This is a genomic window from Frischella perrara (assembly GCF_000807275.1).
GTDB classification, from domain to species: Bacteria; Pseudomonadota; Gammaproteobacteria; order Enterobacterales; family Orbaceae; genus Frischella; species Frischella perrara.
Genome location: NZ_CP009056.1, coordinates 25,039 through 51,047, shown reverse-complemented (window position 1 = coordinate 51,047; position 26,009 = coordinate 25,039). Strand labels below are relative to the sequence as shown.

At 35.2% G+C, this 26,009-nt stretch carries 22 protein-coding genes and 2 pseudogenes; 16 read left to right on the top strand and 8 right to left on the bottom strand.

Annotation, left to right across the window (positions count from 1 at the left end; all coding sequences use genetic code 11):
* Positions 1 to 36 precede the first annotated feature (36 nt).
* From recJ to mdtI, 4 genes are all read left to right on the top strand, one after another.
* Complete coding sequence (recJ, locus tag FPB0191_RS00200) at positions 37 to 1,770, top strand: single-stranded-DNA-specific exonuclease RecJ (RefSeq protein WP_052236652.1); 1,734 nt, start codon at positions 37 to 39, stop codon at positions 1,768 to 1,770.
* Positions 1,771 to 1,966: 196 nt separating this feature from the next.
* Positions 1,967 to 3,349 carry a UDP-N-acetylmuramate:L-alanyl-gamma-D-glutamyl-meso-diaminopimelate ligase gene (mpl, locus tag FPB0191_RS00195; RefSeq protein WP_039103152.1) on the top strand — a complete coding sequence of 461 codons (1,383 nt, stop codon included), beginning with the start codon at positions 1,967 to 1,969 and terminating at the stop codon, positions 3,347 to 3,349.
* Between the two features lie 361 nt (positions 3,350 to 3,710).
* Positions 3,711 to 4,049 (top strand): multidrug/spermidine efflux SMR transporter subunit MdtJ, encoded by a 339-nt coding sequence (locus tag FPB0191_RS00190; RefSeq protein ID WP_039103150.1) that lies wholly within the window; start codon positions 3,711 to 3,713, stop codon positions 4,047 to 4,049.
* An 8-nt stretch (positions 4,050 to 4,057) separates the two neighbouring features.
* Positions 4,058 to 4,387 (top strand): multidrug/spermidine efflux SMR transporter subunit MdtI, encoded by a 330-nt coding sequence (gene mdtI, locus FPB0191_RS00185; protein WP_039103149.1) that lies wholly within the window; start codon positions 4,058 to 4,060, stop codon positions 4,385 to 4,387.
* A 78-nt stretch (positions 4,388 to 4,465) separates the two neighbouring features.
* Here the strand turns inward: mdtI and ettA are convergent, their stop codons facing one another.
* Complete coding sequence (ettA, locus tag FPB0191_RS00180; protein ID WP_039103147.1) at positions 4,466 to 6,133, bottom strand: energy-dependent translational throttle protein EttA; 1,668 nt, start codon at positions 6,131 to 6,133, stop codon at positions 4,466 to 4,468.
* A 141-nt stretch (positions 6,134 to 6,274) separates the two neighbouring features.
* Complete coding sequence (locus FPB0191_RS00175; protein ID WP_202965357.1) at positions 6,275 to 7,426, bottom strand: MFS transporter; 1,152 nt, start codon at positions 7,424 to 7,426, stop codon at positions 6,275 to 6,277.
* 366 nt (positions 7,427 to 7,792) lie between these two features.
* Between FPB0191_RS00175 and asd the strand changes: the two genes are divergently transcribed.
* Positions 7,793 to 8,896, top strand: a complete 1,104-nt coding sequence (gene asd / locus FPB0191_RS00170; protein WP_039103143.1) for an aspartate-semialdehyde dehydrogenase — start codon at positions 7,793 to 7,795, stop codon at positions 8,894 to 8,896.
* A gap of 50 nt (positions 8,897 to 8,946) precedes the next feature.
* Here asd and FPB0191_RS00165 read toward each other — a convergent pair whose 3' ends face one another.
* The 3 genes from FPB0191_RS00165 to nagB form a co-directional block, all read right to left on the bottom strand.
* Positions 8,947 to 10,170: an ROK family protein gene (locus tag FPB0191_RS00165; protein WP_039103141.1), complete on the bottom strand. Its 1,224-nt coding sequence runs from the start codon at positions 10,168 to 10,170 to the stop codon at positions 8,947 to 8,949.
* A gap of 132 nt (positions 10,171 to 10,302) precedes the next feature.
* Positions 10,303 to 11,442, bottom strand: a complete 1,140-nt coding sequence (gene nagA, locus FPB0191_RS00160; RefSeq protein ID WP_039103139.1) for an N-acetylglucosamine-6-phosphate deacetylase — start codon at positions 11,440 to 11,442, stop codon at positions 10,303 to 10,305.
* A 42-nt stretch (positions 11,443 to 11,484) separates the two neighbouring features.
* Positions 11,485 to 12,291 (bottom strand): glucosamine-6-phosphate deaminase, encoded by an 807-nt coding sequence (gene nagB / locus FPB0191_RS00155; RefSeq protein WP_039103138.1) that lies wholly within the window; start codon positions 12,289 to 12,291, stop codon positions 11,485 to 11,487.
* Between the two features lie 312 nt (positions 12,292 to 12,603).
* Between nagB and nagE the strand changes: the two are divergent.
* The 9 genes and pseudogenes from nagE to FPB0191_RS00115 all read left to right on the top strand — a co-directional run.
* Positions 12,604 to 14,064: pseudogene (gene nagE / locus FPB0191_RS00150) on the top strand (N-acetylglucosamine-specific PTS transporter subunit IIBC); the annotation flags it as partial.
* A gap of 121 nt (positions 14,065 to 14,185) precedes the next feature.
* Complete coding sequence (locus tag FPB0191_RS00145) at positions 14,186 to 14,761, top strand: rRNA large subunit pseudouridine synthase E (RefSeq protein ID WP_039106350.1); 576 nt, start codon at positions 14,186 to 14,188, stop codon at positions 14,759 to 14,761.
* A 26-nt stretch (positions 14,762 to 14,787) separates the two neighbouring features.
* Positions 14,788 to 15,597 (top strand): shikimate 5-dehydrogenase, encoded by an 810-nt coding sequence (locus FPB0191_RS00140; protein WP_039103134.1) that lies wholly within the window; start codon positions 14,788 to 14,790, stop codon positions 15,595 to 15,597.
* Between the two features lie 159 nt (positions 15,598 to 15,756).
* Positions 15,757 to 16,710 (top strand): annotated as a pseudogene (gene ftsY / locus FPB0191_RS00135) (signal recognition particle-docking protein FtsY); the annotation flags it as partial.
* Entirely contained in the window at positions 16,707 to 17,378 is a 672-nt protein-coding gene (ftsE, locus tag FPB0191_RS00130) for a cell division ATP-binding protein FtsE (protein WP_039103132.1), read from the top strand. The pseudogene ftsY and the gene ftsE, both read left to right, overlap by 4 nt.
* On the top strand, positions 17,365 to 18,330 hold the full coding sequence (gene ftsX, locus FPB0191_RS00125; RefSeq protein WP_082018193.1) for a permease-like cell division protein FtsX: 966 nt from the start codon (positions 17,365 to 17,367) through the stop codon (positions 18,328 to 18,330). The genes ftsE and ftsX overlap by 14 nt, the downstream gene beginning before the upstream one ends.
* A gap of 193 nt (positions 18,331 to 18,523) precedes the next feature.
* Positions 18,524 to 19,384, top strand: a complete 861-nt coding sequence (gene rpoH / locus FPB0191_RS00120; protein WP_039103130.1) for an RNA polymerase sigma factor RpoH — start codon at positions 18,524 to 18,526, stop codon at positions 19,382 to 19,384.
* Between the two features lie 339 nt (positions 19,385 to 19,723).
* Entirely contained in the window at positions 19,724 to 19,864 is a 141-nt protein-coding gene (locus FPB0191_RS12265) for a YbhB/YbcL family Raf kinase inhibitor-like protein (RefSeq protein ID WP_202965355.1), read from the top strand.
* The gene (locus FPB0191_RS00115) at positions 19,857 to 20,186 is read left to right on the top strand and encodes a YbhB/YbcL family Raf kinase inhibitor-like protein (protein WP_202965354.1); all 330 of its coding nucleotides are present in this window, start codon (positions 19,857 to 19,859) and stop codon (positions 20,184 to 20,186) included. Before FPB0191_RS12265 ends, FPB0191_RS00115 begins: the two co-directional genes overlap by 8 nt.
* 112 nt (positions 20,187 to 20,298) lie before the next feature.
* Here the strand turns inward: FPB0191_RS00115 and tilS are convergent, their stop codons facing one another.
* Both tilS and metC read right to left on the bottom strand, forming a co-directional pair.
* The gene (gene tilS / locus FPB0191_RS00110) at positions 20,299 to 21,606 is read right to left on the bottom strand and encodes a tRNA lysidine(34) synthetase TilS (RefSeq protein ID WP_039103128.1); all 1,308 of its coding nucleotides are present in this window, start codon (positions 21,604 to 21,606) and stop codon (positions 20,299 to 20,301) included.
* 22 nt (positions 21,607 to 21,628) lie between these two features.
* Complete coding sequence (metC, locus tag FPB0191_RS00105; RefSeq protein WP_052236651.1) at positions 21,629 to 22,858, bottom strand: cystathionine beta-lyase; 1,230 nt, start codon at positions 22,856 to 22,858, stop codon at positions 21,629 to 21,631.
* Between the two features lie 123 nt (positions 22,859 to 22,981).
* Between metC and FPB0191_RS00100 the strand changes: the two genes are divergently transcribed.
* The gene (locus FPB0191_RS00100; protein WP_052236650.1) at positions 22,982 to 23,623 is read left to right on the top strand and encodes a 4'-phosphopantetheinyl transferase family protein; all 642 of its coding nucleotides are present in this window, start codon (positions 22,982 to 22,984) and stop codon (positions 23,621 to 23,623) included.
* A 94-nt stretch (positions 23,624 to 23,717) separates the two neighbouring features.
* Here FPB0191_RS00100 and FPB0191_RS00095 read toward each other — a convergent pair whose 3' ends face one another.
* A complete protein-coding gene (locus tag FPB0191_RS00095; protein ID WP_082018192.1) occupies positions 23,718 to 24,500 on the bottom strand; it encodes a tyrosine-protein phosphatase in 783 nt (260 codons plus the stop codon).
* 198 nt (positions 24,501 to 24,698) lie between these two features.
* Between FPB0191_RS00095 and pepB the strand changes: the two genes are divergently transcribed.
* Entirely contained in the window at positions 24,699 to 25,976 is a 1,278-nt protein-coding gene (pepB, locus tag FPB0191_RS00090; RefSeq protein ID WP_039106344.1) for an aminopeptidase PepB, read from the top strand.
* Positions 25,977 to 26,009: the final 33 nt, after the last annotated feature.

The following is a 26,009-nucleotide window of genomic DNA, read 5'->3' as shown; positions in this document are numbered from 1 at the left end:
ATCGTAAACCTATCCATTTATTAAAATTAAAAAATTATGCCAAATTCTGTGATAACCAGACGCGAAGTCAATAAACAAATCAAACTTTCCGAAACGATTCATCCTTTGTTGCGACGTATCTATATCGCGCGAGGTATTACATCTGATGATCAGTTAGATAATTCTACACAAGCATTATTGGATTATCATCCACTAGCTAATATTAAACAAGCGACAGAACTGCTCTATCAAATGGCAAACGCAGAAAAAAAAATCCTGATAGTGGGTGATTTTGATACGGATGGCGCTACTAGCACGGCGCTAATTATGACGGCTTTAAGAGAATTTGGTGTTAAGAATGTTAGCTATATCATTCCAGATCGCTTTGAAGATGGTTATGGTCTAAGTATATCGGTTGTCGAACGCGCTATAGCACAACAAGCCTCATTAATCATTACTGTCGATAACGGTATTTCAGCCACAGAAGCGGTTGATTATGCTAAACAACATGATATCAAAGTGATTATTACTGATCATCATTTGCCACCTGAAATACTGCCGGATGCGGATGCGATTATTAATCCTAATTTGCAAGATTGCCCATTTCCATCTAAGAACCTAGCCGGTGTGGGTGTGACATTTTATTTTATGTCAGCATTTAGAGCATTATTACGCCAGTATAATTGGTTTGAACAACATCATTTACCCGAATATAAGCTGGGTGCATTGCTAGATTTAGTTGCATTAGGGACTGTTGCCGATGTGGTGACCCTCGATCAAAATAACCGCATACTAATACAACAAGGTTTGAAACGTATTCAAGCCGGCTACTGTTGTGCAGGTATAAAAGCACTTATTACCATTGCCGGTCGTAATATACGCAATTTAACCGCACAGGATCTTTCATTTTATCTTGCACCCCGATTAAATGCCGCCGGTAGAATTAATAATATGTCTCTAAGTGTTGAGTTGTTACTCACTAAGGATGATAAAAGTGCGTTGAAAATAGCTGAAGTTTTAGAATCACTCAATAGTGAAAGAAAAATGATTGAGCAAACGATGCAACAAGAAGCATTATCATTTATTGATAAACTTGACAATAAAAGTGTCAAAAGTTCCAACAGCTTTGTCATTTATCATCCAGAATTTCATCAAGGAGTCATTGGCGTATTATCATCTCGCATTAAGGATAAACTTTATCGCCCTGTCATTTCATTTGCTAAAGCAGATAATGGTTTTCTTAAAGGATCTGGACGCTCAATTAATAACGTCCATTTACGTAATATTTTGGAGACTATTCATAACCGCTATCCTAAATTAATCACCTGTTTTGGTGGACATGCTATGGCAGCCGGATTAACAATACCAGAAGAAAATCTTAATAAGTTTAGTCATTATTTTGAAGAAGAAGTAAATAATATTCTCAAAACCGTTAGTCTGAAAAAGGAAATTATGACTGATGGTGAAATTGACAGCCATGATTTTAATCTAGCAACGGCTAAAATATTGCGAGAAGGTGGACCTTGGGGGGCAAACTTCCCAGAGCCCCTTTTTGATGGAGAATTTCTAATCCACCAACAAAAGCGCGTTAAAAATAATCACCTAAGCATGGTGCTTGAACCATTAAACGGTGGGCAATTGCTTAATGCGATTGCATTTAATGTCGATTTAAATTGTTGGCCAGATCAATCAATTAAAAGAATTAAAGCTGTTTATCAGCTTGAGATCAGCGAATTTAGAGGTAATGAAACTATCAATTTATTAATTCGACATCTCTGGCCTATTAGTTAACCATTTAACATATATAATTAAATTAATAACTTACAAATAAAATATTGCTATAAAAATTTATATCATCATAAGATTTTTTAATATACTAACAGCACATAATGTACTAAAAAATACTGTTTATTTAACCAGTTTAAGTGTTAATTTACGATAAGATAAGTATAATAATTCGCTAGCAACAATCAAATAAGGATTTATCATGCATATTCATATTTTAGGGATTTGCGGCACATTTATGACCGGTATTGCCCTAATAGCACGTTCATTAGGGCATAACGTAACAGGTTCAGATAAAAACGTTTATCCACCTATGAGCACATTACTTGAGCAAGAAAATATTAATCTGATTGAAGGTTATGATCCGAGTCAATTGTCCCCAGAACCAGATTTAGTGATTATTGGTAATGCGATGTCCAGAGGTAATCCCTGTGTTGAACATATTTTAAATAACAATATTCCTTATATCTCCGCGCCACAATGGTTACATGACAATGTACTTAAAGATCGTTGGGTCATTGCGGTTGCTGGTACACATGGAAAAACAACTACCGCAGGTATGATTAATTGGATATTGGAAAAAGCTAATTATCAACAGGGATTCTTAATTGGTGGCGTTCCTGGAAATTATAATGTTTCAGCACGTTTGGGCGATAGTAATTTCTTCGTGATTGAAGCCGATGAGTACGATTGTGCATTTTTCGATAAGCGTTCTAAATTTATGCATTATTGTCCAAAAACATTGGTTTTAAACAATCTTGAGTATGATCACGCTGATATATTTGATGATCTACGAGCTATTCAAAAACAGTTCCACCATTTAGTTAGATTAGTTCCAAATAAAGGGTTAATTATTTCACCGCAAGATGATATTAATATAAAAAATATGTTAGCGAGGGGATGTTGGAGTGAGCAGACTCACACCGAATCCGAATCAGGATGGCAGGCAGAAAAACTGACAAATAATGCCAGCAAATTTAATGTTTATTTACAGCAAAAATTAGTTGGTACCGTTGAGTATGATTTAGTCGGTGAACATAATATGCATAATGCCTTAATGGCTATTGCAGCCGCATATAATGTTGGTATTGAACCCAAAGAAGCCTGTGATGCCTTAAACACCTTTGTAAATGCCAAACGTCGGTTAGAATTATATGGGGAAGTCGATGGCATTGAAATCTATGACGATTTTGCCCATCACCCAACAGCTATTTTAGCTACACTTGAAGCATTAAGAAGTAAAGTGGGGTCTAATCGTCGCATATTTACCGTACTTGAACCGCGCTCTAATACTATGAAATTAGGAGTAAGCAAAGATGAAATTGCCCCAGCTTTAGGGCGTGCTGATGAAGTCTTTATTTATCAACCTGAAAATCTCCCGTGGTTAGTCTCTGAAATTACCGAAAAATGTATACAACCTGCTTATTGGTCAAGTGATTTAGATCTTTTAGTCGAAATGATTACTAAGGATGCTAAATCAAAGGATGTTATTTTAGTTATGAGTAATGGCGGATTTGGTGGAATTCATCAAAAAATTATGGATAAATTAACGAAATTGGAGCAGCAAAAACAAGAAGACGATTAATTTATTTTACTCAATCGGATAAAAATCACCATATTCTAGTTAATTCAGTTTTAGTTATTATAATTTAACAAATGTTATAACGTCGATTAACCTGTGAATGGTGATTTTTTATAATATCTATGTTAAAATTAAGCTAAGCAATTAATTTAATAATATATTTATGTTCTTCAACACATCATCAACGTTTGTTTTTTATATTTCTTCCATTTTAGCAGGTGAATTCATCTGGCGATCTTCTCTGTAATTCGCTGCACCTTGTTTGCTTTTTAAATTCAATTAGCAATATCTCTTATTAAGCGTTGAAAATTATTAAATAAAAACACGTTTTATCAATATAAAGTTAAGTTATTCAGACGATATTATGTTTTATCGATTATTCTTGTTATTAGCTATTCTGTTCGAGGTTACGGGTACAATCTCAATGAAATATGCCAGTATACATGGCTATCAATTAGGTCATCTTATTATGTATGTGATGATCACTTTTTCCTATATTTGCTTAGCTATTGCTATTAAGCGTATCCCTATCGGAATAGCTTATGCGTTATGGGAAGGGATTGGCACTGTATTTATTATTTTCTTTAGTATCATTTTATTTAATGACCCAATGAGTTTTCAAAAAATACTAGGGTTAATCATTATTTTTGCAAGTATTGCTTTAATTGAATCCGGTGAAAAAACAACCGCTAAAGAATCTTAGGATTTATTATGCATAATTTTGATTGGTATCATTTGAGCTTTTTAATCTTAGCCGCTATCTTGGATATAGTGGCGAACGTTTTTTTAAAATACTCTAATGGTTTTAAAAATAAAATATTTGGAACATTATCTATTTTATTTGTACTTATCGCTTTTAGTTGTTTAGCTGAAGCGGTAAAAGCCATTGACTTGTCGGTAGCTTATGCTTTATGGGGCGGATTCGGATTAATAGCGACAACATTGGCAGGATGGCTGTTATTTGAGCAACAACTAAATTGGCGTGGTTGGTTAGGTGTTGCCGGCTTAATTGTTGGCATGACGCTACTCAAATTTGCTTAATATACTTATAAAGTTCCATAAAAAAAGCCGAGAATTCGGCTTTTTTAATACAATTTTCGCTAAAAAACTTATGCTAAATTATTTGCTAATTCGCTTATATTTAGCACGTTTTGGCTCTAATGCTTCAGCGCCTAAAGTCCGTTTTTTCCATTCTTCATATTCAGTAAAGTTACCTTCAAAAAATTCAACATGACCTTCATCCTGATAATCAAGAATATGCGTTGCTATACGATCTAAGAACCAACGGTCATGTGAAATAACTAAAGCACAACCAGGAAATTCTAATAATGCATTTTCCAATGCTCGTAATGTTTCTACATCTAAGTCATTGGTTGGTTCATCAAGCAATAACACATTGCCACCAACTTGTAATAGCTTAGCTAAATGAACTCGTCCACGTTCGCCACCTGAAAGCTCACCGACAAGTTTTTGCTGATCAACACCTTTAAAATTGAATCGACCAACATAAGCCCGACTTGGTATTTCAAAATTACCAATTCGCATGATATCTTGACCATTTGATATTTCATCCCAAACGGTTTTTTTATCATCCATCTTATCACGGAACTGATCGACCGATGCTAATTGAACGGTTTCACCCAAACTAATCATACCGGAGTCGGGTTGCTCTTGTCCCGATAACATTCTAAATAACGTTGATTTACCGGCACCATTTGGTCCAATAATCCCAACTATTGCCCCTTTTGGTATACGGAAGGAAAGATCATCAATTAATACTCTGTCACCATAAGATTTTGTCAGATGTTCTACTTCAATAACCTTATCACCTAAGCGTTGACCTGTTGGAATAAAGAGCTCATTAGTTTCGTTCCGTTTTTGGTATTCGGTGTTATTGAGTTCATCAAAACGAGCCATACGCGCTTTGCTTTTTGCCTGACGACCTTTTGGATTTTGTCGCACCCACTCTAACTCTTTTTCGATCGATTTACGACGTGCTGATTCAGATGATGCTTCTTGCGCTAATCGTTGCTCTTTTTGCTCTAACCATGACGAATAATTTCCTTCCCAAGGAATACCTTCACCACGGTCAAGCTCTAAAATCCAACCCGCGACATTATCCAAGAAGTAACGATCATGGGTTACTGCAACCACCGTTCCTTCATAATCATGTAAAAAGCGTTCCAACCATGCTACTGATTCCGCATCCAAGTGGTTCGTTGGCTCATCTAACAATAGCATATCCGGTTTTTCTAGTAGTAATCGACATAAAGCAACGCGACGTCGTTCACCACCTGATAAATGACCAATCTTAGCATCCCAATCAGGCAAACGTAATGCATCAGCAGCTCTTTCCAGTTGTACATTTAAATTATGAGCATCATGCGTTTGAATGATTGCTTCTAGTTCTGCTTGCTGCTTGGCAAGTTTATCGAAATCCGCATCCGGCTCAGCGTAGGCTGCATAAACAGCATTTAATTGGGTGAGTGCATTTTTGGCTTCACTCACTGCTTCTTCGACTGATTCACGAACCGTTTGTTCGGGATTGAGTTTAGGTTCTTGCGGTAAGTAACCAATTTTTAAACCTGGTTGTGGGCGAGCCTCACCTTCTATTTCTTTGTCAATGCCAGCCATAATCCGCAAAAGCGTAGATTTACCCGCGCCATTTAACCCAAGTACCCCAATTTTAGCTCCGGGGAAAAAACTGAGTGAAATATCTTTCAAAATATAACGTTTAGGTGGGACGATTTTACCCACTCTATTCATTGTAAAAACGTATTGTGCCATTAAGTATTCCGTTAATTAATAAAAATTGATGCCGTCTATTTTAATGCATAATTTTTCGAGGTCTAGTGATTATATTGATTAAAACTCAAGACCATAAAGTAGAACAATATGCAATTATCATGCTATTTATACATTCAAATGTTATGCACCTTCTTTAGAGCTATTTTTGAGGGTTTTAAGATAATACCACCAGAACATTATTCCAATAATAGCTAAACCGATGCTGACGATCGCTATTGCATACCAACCATAGTGTGCGTAAAGATATGTGGAACATAATGAACCTAGCATACCCCCCGTAAAATAACTCAACATATAACCAACATTTAAGCGAGTACGCATGGCTGCATTTCCTTGATAAATATCATTCATCGAGGATATATGAGTTATTTGAGCTGCAAAATCAATAACAATAATACCAATAATTAAAGCAATTAATGACATCTTTGCCAACGATAGTGGTAACCAACAAAGCACTAATAAAGTTAAACCAAGCGTGGTTAATAGATTACCTTTGCCTTTATCCGATAAACGACCTGCAATAGGTGAACACATTGCCCCTGCTGCACCTGCCAAACCAAATAAACCAATAACAAAATCAGAATAATGGTAAGGTGCATCAGTCAATAAAAAAGCTAACGGTGTCCATAATAAAGAAAATAAAGCAAAAGAGATTGCACCAATAAATGATCGAATTCTTAGCACTCTTTCCCGCCGATATAATCCAAAAATCGAAAAAATTAATTCCCAGTAATTAAGATCACTCTTATGACTATATCGTGGTAGAGCTAAACTTAACATTAAAGTAATTAAGCACATGATGATGGCAGCGACCCAATATACTGTTCGCCAATCAACTATAGTCGATATCGCACCAGCAAAAGTTCTACCTAACAATATACCTAATAACATGCCACTCATTAAAATCCCAACGACTTTACCGCGCCGATTTGGTAAAGCCAAAGTAGCCGCAAAAGGAATGATTACCTGCGCAACTGCAGAAAAAATCCCTGCAATAGCCGTACCTATAATTAGCATCAGTGATGAATTAGCCAGTGCACTTATGATTAATCCACAAGTTGTTAATAACATTAAAAGAATAATTAATGTTTTACGTTCAATTTTGTCACCTAAGGGAGCGACAAATAATAATCCTAAGGCGTAACTGAATTGTGCTACTGTAATGATGGAGCCAGCATTCTCAGTTGAGATATGGAGATCATTAGTAATAGAATGCAAAAGGGGTTGAGCATAGTAATTACTCGCTACAGCAATACCTACTGCAATAGCCATTAGTAAGATCACCCATTGAGATAACTTTGGTGATGATGAATAATTCATATAAAAATCAATCTCATAATTTACAAAATCTGCTGCATTATAATACCGTAGATCATAAAGGCAATGTGGTATTAATCAATATAAGATTGAGTGCTATGAAGAAGATAGTGAAATACATTACACATTATCGTCATTTTTTGTGCTGTTATAAATTGCTCTAATCAATTTGTATATAAACTACCTTTATAACGCAACAATCACTATAAATAATTTATTATCTAACTTGTTTTATATTGGTATTTTGATTTAATAGATAGTTATCATCACAATATAGTTTAGTTTACAAAAATATTTGCTTAACACTTTGGATAATAAATTATGAAAAATGTCGGTTTTATAGGTTGGCGAGGAATGGTTGGATCAGTTCTGATGCAAAGAATGATCCAAGAACATGATTTTGATGGTATTAATGCTATCTTTTTTTCAACGTCACAAGTTGGACAAGCTGCACCAAGTTTTACGGGTAAAACGGGTGTATTACAAGATGCTAATGATATTGAAGCACTTAAAGCCTTAGACATTATCGTAACCTGCCAAGGCGGTGACTATACTAGCGATATCTATCCTAAATTACGTAATGCGGGTTGGCAAGGTTACTGGATCGATGCAGCTTCAACATTGAGAATGAAAGACGATGCAGTCATTATTCTAGATCCGGTTAACCGTGCTAACATTGATTCAGCACTCAATCAAGGTATTAAAACCTTCGTAGGTGGTAACTGTACCGTCAGCCTAATGCTTATGTCCTTAGGTGGGTTATTTGCCGCAGATTTAGTTGATTGGGTATCGGTATCCACTTACCAAGCAGCTTCTGGTGGTGGTGCACGTCATATGCGTGAATTACTTACACAAATGGGAATGTTACATGCAGAGGTTGCTAAAGAGTTGGCTAATCCAAATTCATCTATTTTAGATATTGAACAAAAAGTGACGGCCAAAATGCGTGATGGATCATTACCAACTGATAATTTTGGAGTACCACTTGCTGGAAGTTTAATTCCATGGATTGATAAACAATTGGATAATGGTCAAAGCCGCGAGGAGTGGAAAGGTCAGGCTGAAACCAACAAAATTCTTGGCACATCAAAAATTATTCCTGTTGATGGTCTATGTGTCCGAGTTGGTGCGCTTCGTTGTCATAGCCAATCTTTCACGATTAAGCTTAAAAAAGATATCGCGATCCCGGAAATTGAGCAATTATTAGCATCCCATAACGAATGGGTTAAAGTCATTCCAAATGATCGTGAATTATCAATGAAAGAACTAACACCAGCAGCCGTGACTGGCACATTATCAACCCCTGTTGGACGATTACGTAAGTTAAACATGGGTAAAGATTTTATATCAGCCTTTACCGTTGGTGATCAGTTACTTTGGGGTGCAGCAGAACCATTAAGAAGAATGTTAAGAATTTTAGGTTAATAGATTGTTGTTACTCGCTACATAACAATGGTAGCGAGTTTACATACTTATCATTTTTCATCTAGGAGTTTCATCAATAACGATCCGTCAAATAATGCTTGTTGTACTAAAGCAAATGCACCTATCGCGGATCGATCATCTAAGCTAGAGCATTTAAGAAGCAAATTCTCGCGTAATTGTTTCAAACTTTGTGAATTTAAGGCATTGTTTACCGCGTTAAGTAAAATTTCAGGCGATTTTGTCAATTCACCTGCAAGCACTATGCATTGTGGATTAAAAATATTCACCATGATAGCAACCGCTCTTCCTAGATGTTCTCCGGCACTCCTTATCAATTTTTCTGCTAATTCATCGCCTTGATTTGCCAATTGGCAAATTGTTAAAATATCACATTTACTCGGAGTTAATTTACTCTTATAACCTTGTTCTAGTAATAATCGAGCTCGTTTTTCAATTTCAACATTAATTACTTGATTTTCTAAGCAACCAAAATTACCGCAGTGACAACGTTCACCCAATTGATTAACTTGAATGTGTCCAACTTCACATGCACTTTGATTATGATTCATCAATAATTGTTGATTAATAATAACCCCAGAACCGATACCACGATGTACGCGCACCAAGATAGAATCATCAACTGATTGAGTCGTTCCAAAGTAACTTTCGGCTAAAGCTAAACTTTGTACGTCATTACCAATAAATATTGGCACAGAAAATTTTTCCGTCAGAATTTCAGCCAATGCCCAATTATTAACATCAATATGTGGTGTATAACGAACAATCCCTTTAACAGAATCAATTACCCCTGGCATAACAACTGAAATGGCAATTAAATTCTTAATTTTTTTCTGTTGCTCTAAGCAAAATAATTCAATTAAGCTAATTAAATAATTCTGAGTCTGTTGTTGGCTAAAATCATTTAGCGGAAACCGTTTACTGGCTAAGGTCTTAGCACCAAGATTATAAAGCTCAATCATTACATGGGAACGGCTTAGTTGAATAGAAATAGCCTGATAATAATCAAATTTTGCAACGATTGATACCGCTGGTCGACCACCTGTGGATTGTTGAATATCCACTTCCTTAATCAATTTTGTATTCAATAATTGACGAGTAATTTTTGTGATGCTTGCTGGAGCTAATTGGCTAATTTCAGCTAATTGAATACGGGAAATAGGGCTTTGTTGCACAATCAATCGATAAATCATTGCATAATTTAGCTGTTTCATTAATTCAGCATTACCAACTAAATTTAAATAATTTAAAGCCATAAAGCTACCCTTATCATTAATTTATCGTAATTGTAAACATCATTCCATTAAGTATATAGTTTGCGCAAAGCATATCTTATTAAAACAAAATGGGTCTTAAGCGACCCATTCTACAATAATAGTTAATTAAAATTAAACTAATTTGCCATTAACAATCATGCGTTCTACAACAAAATCATTACTGAAAACGACAATATTGGCAATCTTACCAACCGTAATCGTACCAAGATCTTTGTCTACACCGAGTGCTTTGGCTGGATATAATGTTGCCATTCTTAACACTTCATCAAGCGCAATACCAACATGATTAACTGTATTTTTCACAGCTTCAATCATTGTTAATGCAGAACCACCTAATGTGCCATTAATATCAGTACATTTACCATCTTTATAATAAATAGTTTTACCCGCAAAGGTACATTCCGTCATATTTGTACCAACAGGTAAAATCGCATCGGTAGTTAAAATTAATTTATCACGTTTAATTTTATGACTGTTGCGAATATTTGCCCAGCTTACATGAAGACCATCTGCAATAATTCCGCTATACACTTCTTGCTCATCATAGATAGCTCCGACAACACCTGGCGTTCTTCCCGCTATAGCCGGCATAGCATTAAATAGATGGGTTCCCATACGAATACCAGCATTAAACCCATCACGTGCATCTTCATAAGTACCGTTGGTATGACCTGCTGAAACATTAATACCTGCATCAGACAATTGACGAATAAAACGTTTATCAACTTTTTCTGGAGCCAGTGTAATAATTTTAATTACATCAGCATTCTCACATAAGAAATCAATCATTTCTTGTGAAGGTTGACGAATAAAATCAGGATTATGAATACCTTTTTTCTCAATATTAATATAAGGACCTTCTAAATGAAGACCTAATGCCTGATTTTTATGTTTTTTAAGATATTCACGCATTACCTCAACAGCTTTACGCATAAATTCATCACTTGAAGTAATCAAGGTAGGTAAATAGCTTGAACAACCTGTCAAAAGGTTGGTTTTTTGCATAATTTCAAGTGTTTCAATACTTAATGATTCAAGGGTTTCATTAAATTGAACACCACCACAACCATTTAATTGAATATCAATAAATCCTGGTGCGACTATCGCACCATTCAGATTTTCAACAGTAATATTTTGTGGTAATGCATCTTGTTGACATACATCAACAATTTTATCACCATCAATAACTACAGCATGATTATTAAGGATTTCTAATCCCGTATAAATTCGACAATTGGTTAATGCATACATTATGTTTAACAGCCTCAAATAAATTAAATAGGTTAACGAATATTACATGATAGTAACTTCGAGATTTTTTGCTTCCAACTGTTTGAAATATTTTAAAGTTTTTACTTTTAATTCATCGGTACTCGGTTCATCACAAACAATTAATGATTTAGCATGCATTTGTAGAGCAGAAACTGTCCATAAATGATTAACAGCACCTTCTACGGCTTGTTGTAAAGCGATTGCTTTATTATGACCGGAAATTAATAGCATCACTTCTTTAGCATCCATTAAAGTTCCAACCCCAATAGTTAATGCATATTCAGGAACCTGAGTGATATCATTATCGAAGAAACGTGAATTAGCTATACGTGTATCTTCAGTTAAGGTTTTAATTCGAGTACGTGAACACAAAGAAGAACCTGGTTCATTAAAAGCGATATGACCATCTTGACCCACTCCGCCAATGAATAGATCTATCTTTCCATAAGATTTAATTTTTGCTTCATATTCCTCACATTCTTTAACAATGTCTTGCGCATTACCATCAAGAATATTGATATTATTTTTATTAATATCGATATGGTTAAAAAAGTTTTGGTACATAAATGTATGGTAACTTTGTGGATGATCTTCCGGGATTCCAACATATTCATCCATATTAAAGGTAACAACATGTTTAAAACTTACTAAGCCTGCTTGATAACGCTTAATTAATTGTTGATACATCACTAAAGGAGAACTTCCAGTAGGTAAACCTAGAACAAAAGGACGTTCAGCCGTTGGGTTAAAATCATTAATTTTTTTAACAATATAATCCGCTGCCCAAGCGCCAATTTCTTGACTATGTTTTAATGGAATTAAACGCATTTAGTTTCTCCTTGTACAAATATTGCCTTATTAGTATGTTTAAATTTATTTTAATGGAACGAAAACGGTATATAGATTTTGTTTTCGTTGTGCTATTTTGCTACTTTATACATTATAGCCGTTTTTTACAAAGTTTTTTTATATTATAAAATAAATAGGCATAAAAAGCTTATATTGAACGTGGGAATATGTAAATTTTTAGTGATATTGGTCACAAAATAGTATAATTAATTTGTTAAGTAAAATATTATAGTGTCAAATATATAGCATAAATAAACATCATATGAATGATAAATTGGGAGTAATAAATATATGGGAGTTCTAGCATATTTACAGCGGATTGGACGCTCACTAATGGTTCCAGTTGCTGTTTTACCAGCAGCAGCTATTTTATTGGGAGTCGGTTATTGGGTTGACCCTGAAGGGTGGGGTGCCAACAGCATTATTGCTGCATTCTTAATTAAATCTGGTGCTGCAATTATTGATAATATGCCAATTCTTTTTGCTATTGGTGTAGCATACGGAATGTCGAAAGATAAAGACGGTGCAGCAGCCCTTAGTGGATTGGTTGGTTTTCTAGTGATAACAACACTTTTATCACCTTCATCTGTTTCACTACTAACATCAACACCTGTTGATCAAGTATCTCCAGCTTTTAAAAAAATCAACAACCAATTTGTTGGTATCCTTGTTGGGGTAATGTCCGCCGAACTTTATAATCGTTTCAGTGGTGTTGAACTACATAAAGCGTTGGCATTCTTTAGTGGAAAACGTTTAGTACCAATTATTGTATCAGTTGTTATGTTATTCGTTTCCTTTGCTTTACTTTATATCTGGCCATTTATTTTTGATGGTTTAGTCATATTTGGTGAACATATTAAAAATTTAGGTGCTGTTGGTGCAGGAATATATGGTTTCTTCAACCGTCTACTTATCCCTGTTGGCTTACACCATGCGCTTAATTCTGTATTCTGGTTTGATGTTGCAGGCATTAATGACATTCCTAACTTCTTAGGTGGACAAAAATCTATTGACGAAGGTAAAGCAATTATAGGTATTACTGGTCGTTATCAAGCTGGTTTCTTCCCAATTATGATGTTTGGTTTACCTGGTGCAGCACTTGCTATGTATCATACGGCTAAAAAAGGTAACAAAGATAAAACTGCATCAATCATGTTAGCCTCTTCTTTTGCTGCATTCTTTACAGGAATTACAGAACCTCTTGAATTCTCATTTATGTTTGTAGCGCCACAACTTTACTTTATTCACGCTATATTAACCAGTGTTTCTGTTTATATTGCTGCAAGTATGCAATGGATATCAGGATTTGGTTTCAGTGCGGGTCTTGTTGATATGTTACTGCAATCACGTAACCCATTAGCTGTAAATTGGTATATGTTGATTTTACAAGGCCTCGTGTTCTTTGTAATTTACTATGTCGTATTCCGTTTCGTCATTGTAACATTCAATCTGAAAACACCGGGACGTGAAGATGATGAAGCTGATGTTGAACAAACTGAATCTTCTACACAAAATACAACAACCGATATTAATACTTTAGCTCAACAGTATCTTACTATTGTTGGTGGTAAAGAAAACTTAACTAATATTGATGCATGTATTACTCGATTACGCTTAAATGTTAAAGATTCTAATTTAATTAATGAAGCAGAAGCGAAAGCTTTAGGTGCAATGGCGGTAATTAAATTAGGTAAAGAAGGCGTTCAAATCGTTGTTGGTCAGCAAGCTGAAAAAATTGCCGATCAAATGAAGAAATTGGTATAAATACTAATTTAATTCACTACTTACCGGGCTCTTGCCCGGTTTTTTTATGTCACTAAACCCTCTGCCTTGTGCTATACTGACTTTCAATCATTCACAAGATCTAAATATTATGGCGATTTCGTTAATTGCATTTAATAAACCTTATGGTGTTATCTGCCAGTTTTCCGAGCACACAACGCACCCTACTCTAAAGCAATATATTAATTTACCAGAATTTTATCCTGCTGGAAGATTAGATACAGATAGCGAAGGATTATTGCTATTAACTAATAATGGCAAGCTTCAAGCTAAAATCGCATCGCCAAAATTTAAATTAGCCAAAACCTATTGGGCACAGGTAGAGGGTGAACTGACAGAAAATGCTATTAATCAATTACAACGAGGCGTACAGTTAAAAGAGTTTAAAACTCAACCAGCTAAAGCAAAAGTAATTGCTGAACCAACGCTACTTTGGCAAAGAAACCCACCCATTCGCGAACGAAAAACGATTCCGACTTCATGGCTTTGCATTACAATTACCGAAGGCAAAAATCGCCAAGTTAGACGCATGTGCGCAGCCGTTGGGTTTCCATGCTTAAGATTAATCAGAGTGCAAATAGGTAATATCAATCTTTTTGATCACCATCTTGCTTTAGGACAATGGCAAGCATTAGATCAAAAATTATTAAATCAAACTGTAAAATAATTTAAAACTTGATAGGGATAATAGTTATGATTAATAAAGATACTCAGCTTTGCATGTCATTATCAGGTAGACCTGGTAATTTCGGTACCCGTTTTCACAACAGTTTATATCAACAATTAGATTTAAATTATATTTATAAGGCTTTTTCTACAACCAATATTGAAGATGCTGTAAAAGGTATTCGTGCTTTAGCTATTCGTGGTTGTGCTATATCAATGCCATTTAAAGAATCGTGTATTCCATTTTTGGATGAATTGACAGATTCAGTGAAGGCTATCGACTCCGTAAATACTATTGTGAACAATAATGGGCATCTGAAAGCCTATAACACAGATTACATTGCAATATCCAAATTGATTAAACAGTATCAACTTAATCCAACACAATCTGTTATGATTCATGGTAGTGGTGGAATGGCAAAAGCAGTTATTGCAGCTTTCCATGATAATGGTTTTAAACAGGTGACGATTCTGGCACGTAATGTCGAAAAAGGAACGAAACTATCACAAAAATATCATTTCCCACATACCAGCCAAACCCAAGAAGCGCATGACATACTCGTTAATGCAACATCAATTGGTATGTCTGGTGGAATTGAAGCAGATCAATTGTCATTTTCAATAGATTTAATATCGCAAGCTTCCGTGATTTTTGACGTGGTAGCAATTCCTGTTATAACTCCATTAATTAATGAAGCTAATCGACAAAATAAGGTAACTATTTCGGGTAAAGAAGTTATGATATTACAAGCTGTTGAACAATTTATTTTATATACAGGTAAAATACCAACTACACAACAAATTGAGGTTGCGGCTAAAATTGCTAGTCAAGCATAATTACAGCTAACCTTATAATTTTAGAGGATGGATATAATTATGATTTTATATCCATATTAATTATAGTAATCAGTTATTGTTTAAATAAGTCATTTGAGAAAACTTAGATTTTGGACAATAATAAATCATTAGCAAGATACATTTGGAGCTATAGATAAGATGAGTGAACAGAAAAAACCAGGTTTTTTTGCCCGGTTAAAAAATGGATTATTTAAAACCAAGCAGAATATTGGTTCTGGTTTATTTAGTTTGTTCCGCGGAAAAAAAATAGATGATGAACTTTTTGAAGAACTAGAAGAACAGTTATTAATTGCCGATGTTGGTGTTGATACTACCCAGAAAATTATTCGTTCATTAACTGAGCATGCTTCTCGAAAACAATTAACTAATGCTGAGGCATTAAATCAATTATTAAAAGATGAATTACATACGATTTTAGCTAAAGTTGATCAACCTTTAGATGTCACTACCCATCAACCTTATGTTATTCTTATGGTTGGTGTTAATGGTGTTGGAAAAACCACAACCATTGGTAAACTAGCAAAACAGTTTCAAAATCAAGGTAAATCTGTCATGCTTGCTGCGGGTGATACATTTAGAGCAGCTGCTGTCGAACAGCTACAAGTATGGGGCGAACGCAATAATATTCCAGTTATAGCCCAACATACTAATGCCGATTCAGCCTCTGTAATTTTTGATGCGATCCAAGCGGCTAAATCACGAAAAATCGATATTTTGATCGCAGATACGGCTGGTCGCTTACAAAATAAGAGTCATCTAATGGATGAACTGAAGAAAATTGTCCGAGTAATGAAAAAACAGGATGAAACTGCACCACATGAAATTATGTTAACCATTGATGCCAGTACTGGACAAAATGCAATTAGCCAAACCAGAATTTTTAACGAAGCTGTCGGTTTAACCGGCATTACCTTAACTAAACTTGATGGAACAGCCAAAGGTGGTGTTATTTTCAGTATTGCCGATCAATTTAACATTCCTATACGTTACATTGGTGTCGGTGAAAAAATAGATGATTTAAGACCATTTATTGCAACTGATTTCATTGAGGCATTATTTGACCAAACAACGGAAGATAATCAAAATTCATGATTCAATTCAAGCACGTTAGTAAAGCCTATTCAGGCGGTAGACCCGCTCTACAGAATATTGATTTTCATCTTAATAATGGTGAAATGGCTTTTTTAACTGGGCATTCCGGCGCAGGTAAAAGTACATTATTACGATTAATTTGTGGACTGGAACGGGCAAATGATGGTCAAGTTATATTAAATGGCCATGACGTTAGCCAATTAAAAAAACAAGATATCCCCTTTTTACGACGCCATATTGGTATGATTTTTCAGGATCACCAGTTATTAATGGATCATAATATATATGATAATGTTGCGATTCCATTAATTATATTAGGTAAACCCGCTGAAGAAATTCGTCGTCGAGTATCCGCTGCCTTAGATAAGGTCGGGTTAATTGATAAAATGAAATTCTACCCGATTCAACTTTCAGGTGGAGAACAACAACGAGTTGGTATTGCACGCGCTATTGTCAATCGCCCGATGGTATTACTAGCCGACGAACCTACCGGTAATTTAGATGACAAATTGTCCAAAGATATTCTAAAATTGTTTGAAGAGCTTAACCAGACCGGTGTAACCGTATTGATGGCAACACATAATTTAAGTTTAATCAAACGTAAACATCATAGGATATTAAATTTAAATCAAGGACGGTTAACGGGGGGATCAGATGCTGAGAATTAAAAAGAAGAATCAACAAGGCGACGATAATCTGTTTTTTCCGCGCTGGAAAAGACAAATCCAATATGCATGGCAAAATGTGTTTAATGATTTTCGTCAACATGCGATAGCTTCTTTATTAACAATTATTGTTATTGCTATTTCAATTACACTACCAACTATTGGTTATTTATTGTGGAAAAATGCGAATCAAGCCGCTCACCAATGGTATCCTACTCCCAATTTAACAGTCTATATTGCTAAAAACCTTAACGCCAAAGATACTGATGCTTTAATCACACAAATTAAACAGTTTCCCCAAGTTGAGACACTTACTTATTTATCTCGTGATGAAACAATACAAGAATTCAAATCGTGGTCAGGATTTAGTGAAGCCTTAGATTTGTTAGATGAAAATCCTCTTCCAGCCGTTGCCATAGTTATACCTAAAACAGAAGCAAAACATTCAGAAATCTTACACGCCATGCAAGCAGCCATCATTAAACTAAAAGGTGTAGATGATGTTAGGCTTGATGATAGTTGGTTTACACGTCTAACTACTTTTACTGATATGGTCAGAACCATTGTAATGACAATTTCAGTATTTATGATTATTGCCGTCGCTTTGGTCATCGGCAATAGTATACGGTTAGCAATTTTCAGTCGACGTCAAACGATTATAGTCATGCAGCTTATTGGTGCTACAGATGGATTTATCTTAAGACCATTTTTATATAGTGGCATGTTTAATGGATTTATCAGTGCAATCTTAGCTTTAATACTATCGGAAATATTTATCTTTCAAATTGATAGTATTATCTTGAATGTTTCCTCAGTTTTTGGAACAATATTTAATCTGGAAGGTTTAAATTGGGATGAGAGCTTTTTTATCATTTTAATTTCTACGATGATTGGGTGGTCATCAGCCTTAATGGCAACGAAAATGTACTTAAATACACCACATATTACTCAATAGCGTGATTTTTCTTTCAATAACCAGCTAATAATTCTCTCTTAGCTAAAAAAAAATCAAAAAATGAGAACTTAATCACACTTTTAGAGTCTAAATTCACAAGCAAGTAATAAGACACTTAAAATTTTATTATTGCAATTCAGAATCTTACTTGGTGATGATATTTATCACGGGTAATCCCAAAGGGGGGAATGAAATGAGTAACGAACTTAAAATGCAATCAGTTGCTTTAATTCCACAAGGAAACATAGAATCCTATCTGCGTATGATTAACACCTATCCAATGTTAACCGCAGAAGAAGAAAAAGAACTTAGTGAAAAACTTTATTACAATCATGATGTGAATGCTGCGAGGAAGCTTATTTTATCTCATTTACGTTTTGTAGCACACATCGCGCGTGGTTATTCTGGGTATGGTTTACCTCAGGCAGATTTAATTCAAGAAGGTAATATTGGTTTAATGAAAGCCGTACGTCGTTTCAATCCAGAAATGGGCGTTCGCTTAGTTTCATTTGCTGTACATTGGATAAAAGCTGAAATTCATGAGTATGTGTTAAAAAATTGGCGTATAGTTAAAGTTGCAACAACAAAAGCTCAACGTAAATTATTTTTTAATTTAAGAAAAACTAAACAGCGTCTAGGTTGGTTTAGTAATGATGAAGTAGGCATGGTAGCTGAAGAATTAGGTGTATCACGTAAAGATGTCTTAGAAATGGAATCACGTATGTCAGCACAAGATATGTCATTTGATATTGACAGTGATGACGAAGATAATTCAATTGTCGCTCCTGCTCTTTATTTAGAAGATGCATCTTCTAATTTTTCTAAATCAATAGAAGACGATAACTGGGAAAATGATGCTGCTGATAAACTTCATGATGCATTATCAAAATTAGATGAACGTAGCCAAGACATTATCAAAGCACGTTGGTTAGATGCTGATGATAGTAAATCAACTTTACAGGAGTTAGCGATTAAATATAACGTTTCAGCAGAACGTATTCGCCAACTTGAAAAGAACGCTATGCAAAAATTACGCGTAGCGATTGAAGCCTAAAAACTAAAACAATCTAATCTTACGTCCCAGCTTATGCTGGGATGTTCTTATCGTCATATCATATCTCATTACTCAATTTACTAACATTTCTTACCCGAATAAAGTCTTACTCTAACTAAAGGAAGACATTAAGGAAATTGACTTATTATTTGGGTTAGAAATTAAATATTTATATTTAAATAAACAATGAAATATAGAAAAGCATGATTATAATACATAATGCAACTATTATTTGTAATAAAAAATACTAAATTAGATAACTATTTGTTTGGCAAGGACCTTACTTATATACATATATTGTATAAATAAAATAACAACAGTAATAAAAAGGAAATAACCATGAAACTAATTATTAATAATTTAGATAATTATGCTTTTCTAAGCAAAGCAAATGAATTCAATAAATTTGATGGGGAAGGCAATAATATTTCTCCTAGCTTAAGATGGCAAGACTATCCGTTTCGCTCTCACAGTGTATGATCCTGATGCACCAACTGGCAGTGGTTTTTGGCATTGGATTGCATATGATATTCCAACAACAATTTCTAGCCTTCCTGAAGATATTAACAATTCACCATCAGCTACAGCTTTTAAACAAGCAATGACAGATTACGGATTTAATGAGTATTCTGGTCCTTGTCCACCTAAAGGTGATATAGCTCATAGATATATTTTTAAAATACATGCTTTAAATTGTGAAAGTTTAAATATTGATCCACAAGCACCAAATGCAGTGGTTCGATTTATATTAAATTCAGTAACAATTGATACAGCCTCTGTGACCGTATTGTATAAACGCTAACAATTATAGCTATGATTAGATAGAGGAATAATAATGATTGTCTTTTGTTAAATAATAAATAACAAAAGGCAATCATTTTTTAGTGTGACTTAAACAAATCAACTGGCAATGATCAATGATATATGAATTTAATCTGTTGACCTTTACCAAATTCAGTCACAAATACACCAACAGCAGTAATTAGATTTTCATTATAGTAGATAAGTGGGATACGCGTACGCATCCACGGTGGAATATTGAATTCTTGCCACAATTTTTTTATTTGTCTTGAGCCATTTCGTCCCACAATATGAAATGTGCCTTGGGCAATAAATCTGACGCTCACCTGTTCATCATCGTTTGGTAATCGACACTCGCCATTTTGGAAACTTATTGATAATTGTCCTAAATTATCCGGTAAATTAAGCGGAGAAGATAAATTCCAAGCTAAGCTAACTGATTGTAAATCCTGAAAATGTGGTAGCAAATAGAGCTTATCTTGGTAACGACGAATCTGTTTATTTGCCAATATAGAACTTGGATTGCTATCCTCTTTAGCTAAAATAACAGTTTGCCAAATCACGGCCAACTGCTTACGGCTAGGCATACCAACCTGACCAAGTTTGAACCACATCCGTAGTAATGCATTACGTTTTACTTCGGAATAATTTAATAATGGCGAAATCCATAAACATCCATGTTCATCAACTAATTGCGCTAATGTATCGGCGAGTAACTCATTAAGTAACAGCTCTTGCTGTTGACAGAGTTCTGCACTACGAACTACCATTTCGCTAAAATGAGGCCAACGTTGATTAAGTTGTGGTATTATCTTTAATCGTAAGAAATTGCGATCATAATAATCATCCTGATTACTTTCATCTTCTACCCATTGAATTTGCTGCTCACTCGCATATTGTTCAATCTGCTGGCGACGAATCGTTAATAAAGGACGTAATAGTAAATAACCGGCTAATTGACTTTGATGTGGCATTGCCGACAAACCCGCAGGTCCACTACCTCGTTTAAGGGCTAAAAGAAATGTTTCACACTGATCATCAAGATGTTGTGCTGTGCATAAAATTGTCCCTGACTGAATGTGCTGTGCAATAGCCGTATAACGAGCTTGTCGTGCTTGTGCTTCGATATTACCTTGTTCCAATGCTAGTGTGACTTTTTCAATGACAAAGGGTACCTGCCAACGTTGACATTGTTGTTGACAATGCAATGCCCATTGATCGGCATTCGCGCTAATACCATGATGGATATAAATCGCCGTCAATTGTAGATCGGGTAATTTTTCTAACTTTAACGTAACTAAAGCATGGAGTAATACGGTAGAGTCAATACCGCCACTATAGGCAACTAATATCCTGCGATGCGAACCTAATTGAGTTAATATTGTATTTTGGATTAACTGCGATACTTGCTGCTTTGCCATATTAATTTATTTCTAACTCCGACTATACTAACGATTGCAAAGCGGTGATCTTATTTTTATTAATGTTGATACGATTTAAGCCGGCTTCTAAATCAGCGATTAAATCATCAATGTTTTCAAAACCAATATGAATTCTCACTAAAGTTCCTTTAAAATCCACACCACTAACCGGTCTAATTGCTGCAATATCTTCGGGTTGATTTGCCAAAATTAATGACTCAAATCCTCCCCATGAATAAGCCATAGAAAAGAGTTGGAATTCATCTAAAAATTCAGCTAATTGCGCATCGGATAGTCGTTCTTTCAATATGAAGGAAAATAATCCACTATGACCTAGAAAATCTCGTTTAAAAAACTTGTGACCGACACTATTTGCTAATGCTGGATGATTGACACGATCCACTAATGGATGTTTTGCTAACCATTGAGCGACTTTCAAACTACTTTCTTGATGTTGTTTTAAACGTACCGCTAATGTACGAAGCCCTCTTGCAGTGACATAGGCCGTATCTGCATCACACATTTGCCCCATTAAATAACTACGTTCACGCAGTTGTGGCCAACAACGTTCATTAGCTACGGCTGTACCAATCATTGCATCAGAGTGCCCGACTAAATATTTGGTTCCAGATTGGATTGAAATATCAATGTCATGTTGCAGTGCTTTAAAAAATACGCCTCCGCTCCAACTATTATCGATCATAATGACAATTTCAGGATTAACTTTGCGTACTGCTTTTACAATAGCTGGAATGTCATGTACTTCCATTGTAACTGAACTAGGCGCTTCAAGAAAAACGACTTTAGTATTTGGTTTGATTTGTTGGGCAATGTGTTCTCCGATCATGACTGGAAAATAAGTAGTCTCAACACCCAGATCTTGTAAAATATGATTACAGAATTCTTGTGTTGGTTCATAAGCACCTTCCGTCAGCAGAATATGATCTCCCGTTTTGACAAATGCTAAAATTGCATTTGTTATCGCGGCAGTCCCACATGGATAAAGATAACATCCAGCACCTTCTTCTAATTCACACATGGCTTCTTGTAAGGAGAAATGGGTTAATGTTCCTCGACGGCCATAGAATAACTCACCATTTGCTCGGTTTTTGGTAGCTTCTTTTTTGGCTTCTAAGGTATCAAATACAATCGAAGAGGCACGTTGCACAACGCTGTTAACCGCACCTTGTGTATAAAGTCTTTTTCGACCTGAATGAACTAAGGTTGTTTGAATTTCTTTAGGGAATTTCATAATGGTCTCTCAGTGATGGATGTGATAAATAATTATGCATTAGCATAGCATGTTTTAAAACAACTCTACAAAATCCTGTTAGAATAATCAATATTTGTTATTACTACTAAGCCATTACAGATTATGCGTGAAAATTACGTATTTGTTCGGTCAGCTAATCTGAATCAGTTTGATTCAACATCGCTATTAAATTCATCATTAATTTCGCAACAAGTGATTGAACAAGCTAGTCAATTTAGTGGCAAACGACAATTACAATTTGTCGCTTGTCGTTATTTATTGGCGGAATTACTTAATGATTATTTCGATATACCTAGCTTACCCAGTATCATTATTGGTCTTAACCAACGCCCCCATTTTGAAAAAGCTAATTTACCGGACTTCAATATTAGCCATAGTGGAGATTACATTGCTGTTGCCGTTTGTAGTGAAGGGAAAATCGGTATAGATATAGAGCAGCATCGACCAAGAAAGCAATTTTTAAATATTGCTAAGCAGTTTTTTTCCGAGCAAGAAATCGTATGGATGAACCAACAAAAAGACAATTTATCGGCATTTTGGCAATTATGGACATTACGTGAATCTGCACTAAAACTATACGCTAAAGGTGTCTGGCAAATGAAGGAGCTACAAATTGATATGCAACACGAAAAAATGAGTGCGACCTTCGGTAACGATTTTTATTTTCAGCATCAACAATTAGCACAAATTTATTTATCAATTTGTTGCGATTATCCAATCAATAAAGTAATCAGCAGTTCATAAGCAATTACTATTATCAATTATTTCGCATAAGTCGTGCTTCAAAATAACTATGCGGCTAATAGCAATTGCATATGTAACTATTCGTAAATGAAAATTAAATTAAATAATGATTTTGAATTATCTGCCGTTTTTCATCCGTTAATTGGTATTCACTCTCAAGCCAATTATCAAACGTATCATATTTTGCTTTTATCGCATCAAATGCCGATTGTAAATAAAGAGGATTAGCTGCAAAAATTGGTTTACGTAGTTCCATTTGCTGCGGATCTAACATATTTTGATAATCAGCAAAAATCTGCTCTCGGACTGGCGCTAATAATTGTTCAGACAAAATATAGTCTAACATAACCGTTTCCTCATCAACCCCTAAAGCGAATAAAGTCAAAGCAACACCGATACCGGTTCGATCTTTACCTATTGCGCAATGCTGAACGAGTGACTTACCATGATTATTAACTAATAAATCAACGAGAGTATGATATGCAGGATTATTAAATGGCAATAACTGATATAATTTAATCATGAAGTCTGCTGGACTACGTTTTTTTAAATCATTTGCATCTGTTAATTCTTGGGTTAAATTAGCACTCACATCGCCAGTCAGCGGATTTGCCGGTACATTGAAATATTGCACCTGATGCCAGAGGTTGTCTGGACGTCGTTGTGCCTCACTAATATCACGATAATCAAGTATAACGTCAATGCCTAATTGTTGTGATATAAAGGTCTGTTCCTCTTGACTAATCTTAGAAAAATCACCCGATCGAAATAATAATCCTGAACGAATCTGGCGCCCGTTTTTTGTTTTTATTCCCCCTAAATCGCGGAAATTAATACCATTTTTAATGGGTACAATATGTGGTGATAATGACATCATTGACCTCTTGTAAAAATTAAATTTAGATTTCCTCAATTATAACTGAATTTATTAGGTCTCCAATCAACAATTCATGTTAAAAGCTAGTAACAATAAAAGTAATTATGCAGAATAATAAGTATTTTCTTACTAGCTTTGCTAAAATAATTAAACAGAAAGTGAATCATTTTTCATGGAGTAATAAACACTATGGCAACTATGTCAATTTTTCTATCCCTATCTCCTGCTGACGAAAAGTGGGGTAAATCAGCATTACTCAGTTATTCCGAACAAGGTATCACCATTCATTGTAGTACAACGCAACATCTAGAAACCATTCAAAAAGCAGGTAGAAAGATTGAAAGCCAAGGTATTTATGATCTACAACTTGTTGGAGATGCTTGGGATTTAGAAGCAAACTGGCATTTTTGGCTTGGTTATCGTCATCCTAAAACCTATCATAAAGCAAAAATCACTTGGTCTAACCTTAATCAAACCGAACAACAGGAATTAAATAATCGTTTAGCGATTATTGATTGGACTCGTAATACCATTAATCAACCTGCTGATGAGCAAAGTCCGATGCAGTTAGCTCAATGCAGTGCTGACTTAATTTCCTCATTATCTAAGCATGTCACATTTAAATATCTTGCTGGTGAAATGCTCAAAGATAACAATCTAATGGGTATTTATACGGTTGGTAAAGGATCATCGCGTCCTCCTGTCTTATTGGAGCTTGATTATAATCCTAGCCAAGATAAAGACACGCCAGTAACCGTTTGTTTAGTTGGTAAAGGCATCACTTTTGATTCTGGCGGTTACAGTTTAAAACCAACACAATTTATGGAAACTATGCGTGCCGATATGGGTGGCGCCGCTTTAGTTACAGGCGCACTTGCTTTAGCTATCAGCCGAGGATTACAAAGTCGGGTAAAACTTTACTTATGCTGTGCTGATAATTTGGTTAGCGGTGATGCATTTAAACTAGGCGATATTATCCGCTATCGAAATGATGTCAGCGTGGAAATTGAAAATACCGATGCAGAAGGCCGTCTAGTATTAGCCGATGGTCTACTATGCGCAAATGACGATAATCCAAAATACCTTATTGATTGTGCGACATTAACCGGTGCAGCTAAAGTGGCTGTGGGTAACGATTACCACTCATTATTATCCTTCGACCAAGCATTGTCACAACGCCTATTAGCCTGCGCACAAGCTGAGTATGAACCATTTTGGCAATTACCACTAGCTGAATTTCATCGTTCTCAATTTCCATCTTCGTTTGCTGATATTGGAAATTCTGGTTTACCTAATACAGCCGGTGCGAGTACCGCAGCAGCATTCTTATCATATTTTGTAAATAACTATAAAAATAATTGGTTACATATCGATTGCTCTGCAACATTTCGTAAAAGCGCTAATGCGCTATGGGCAACTGGGGCAACTGGTGTTGGTGTAAGAGCTTTAGCTAATTTATTGATGGCACTGGAATAAAAAGCTAAGTCGCTTTTCTTAGTTAAGATTAAT